This window comes from Rahnella sp. P4_A8, from assembly GCF_056402435.1.
The window spans coordinates 1-1,369 of sequence record NZ_JBFUHK010000234.1 but is presented as its reverse complement, the minus strand read 5'-3'; the positions used below and the strand labels follow the sequence as shown (position 1 = coordinate 1,369).

3 protein-coding genes are annotated in these 1,369 nt (G+C 48.8%); all 3 read right to left on the bottom strand.

Features of this window, described 5'->3' with window-relative positions:
* Positions 1–527: transcription termination/antitermination protein NusG (gene nusG / locus AC1DUO_RS25020; RefSeq protein WP_477989382.1), on the bottom strand; the 527-nt coding region annotated here is incomplete at its 3' end.
* Positions 527–910, bottom strand: a complete 384-nt coding sequence (gene secE, locus AC1DUO_RS25015) for a preprotein translocase subunit SecE (protein ID WP_013577415.1) — start codon at positions 908–910, stop codon at positions 527–529. The genes secE and nusG, both read right to left, overlap by 1 nt.
* A 253-nt stretch (positions 911–1,163) precedes the next feature.
* Positions 1,164–1,369 (bottom strand): EF-Tu C-terminal domain-related protein (locus AC1DUO_RS25010; RefSeq protein ID WP_462509540.1); only part of this gene is annotated, 206 nt, incomplete at its 5' end.

Genomic DNA, 1,369 nt, shown 5'->3' with positions numbered 1-1,369 from the left:
CCGAAGTCCAGTTCAACCGGTGTTGCACGGCCAAAAATGGAAACAGACACTTTCAGGCGGCTTTTCTCGTAATCAACTTCTTCGACCACACCATTGAAGTCCGCAAACGGACCGTCATTAACACGTACCAGTTCACCTGGTTCGAACAACGTTTTAGGACGTGGTTTATCACCCACTTGTTGCAGGCGATTCATGATCGCATCAACTTCTTTATCGCTGATTGGTGCAGGACGATCTGACGTTCCGCCAATGAAGCCCATAACACGAGGAACGCTGCGAACTAAGTGCCAGCTGGCGTCATTCATCACCATCTGTACCAGCACATAACCTGGGAAGAATTTACGTTCGCTTTTACGGCGCAGGCCACCACGAATCTCAACCACTTCTTCGGTTGGAACCATGACTTCACCAAACAGTTCTTCCATGTCATGTAATTTGATGTGCTCACGCAGCGATTGTGCTACGCGGCCTTCAAAGCCAGAAAACGCCTGAACGACGTACCAACGTTTTTTAGGTGCTTCAGACATTAGAACCTCAAGCCAGTAATGAAAGATACCAGGCGGACTAAAATACCATCCAGCCCCCACAGAATCAGTGACATAACGGCAGTTACCGCAGCAACGATCAGTGTGGTATGCAATGTTTCCTGGCGCGTTGGCCAAATGACTTTACGTACTTCAGTACGCGCTTCACGAGCAAACGCGACCGTCGCTTTGCCTTTAGTGGTCAGTAAAGCCACTGCGCCTGCAATTGCGATAATAACAACTACGGCTAACGCGCGTAACGGCAGGCTGTATGCACGGTAATAATAGTTACCGACAATAGCTACAACCAACAAAACGGCAACAATCAGCCACTTTACCGCTTCCAGGCCGCGCCCGCTCCCTTGAGCCTCGGTATTCGCACTCATAAACCAACCCGTCACAATGATTCAGAACAAACAACTTTGCCTCGCATTGCGAGGCAAACCAAACCGATCGATGCTCTACTTGAGCGCAATTCGGTGTTTTACGCTATATCTCAGAGCCTATCTCACCAGTGATTATGACGTATAAATCGCTGATGAGATAGGTTCTAGCGCCACAGCGTAGAAAAAAGGGCATCAAATGATGCCCTTTTAGTGTGTATTACGTCAACGAATAGTGACAAAAAACTATCAGCGATTAAGCGATAACTTTAGCAACAACACCAGCACCTACAGTACGGCCGCCTTCACGGATTGCGAAACGCAGACCGTCATCCATCGCGATTGGGTGGATCAGGGTAACAACCATGTTCACGTTGTCACCAGGCATAACCATCTCAACGCCTTCTGGCAGTTCGATAGTACCGGTCACGTCAGTTGTACGGAAGTAGAACTGTGGACGGT

Bases quoted from the DNA above. Each gene is read 5' to 3' on its own strand.
- secE (WP_013577415.1), bottom strand. From the start codon at position 910: ATGAGTGCGAATACCGAGGCTCAAGGGAGCGGGCGCGGCCTGGAAGCG.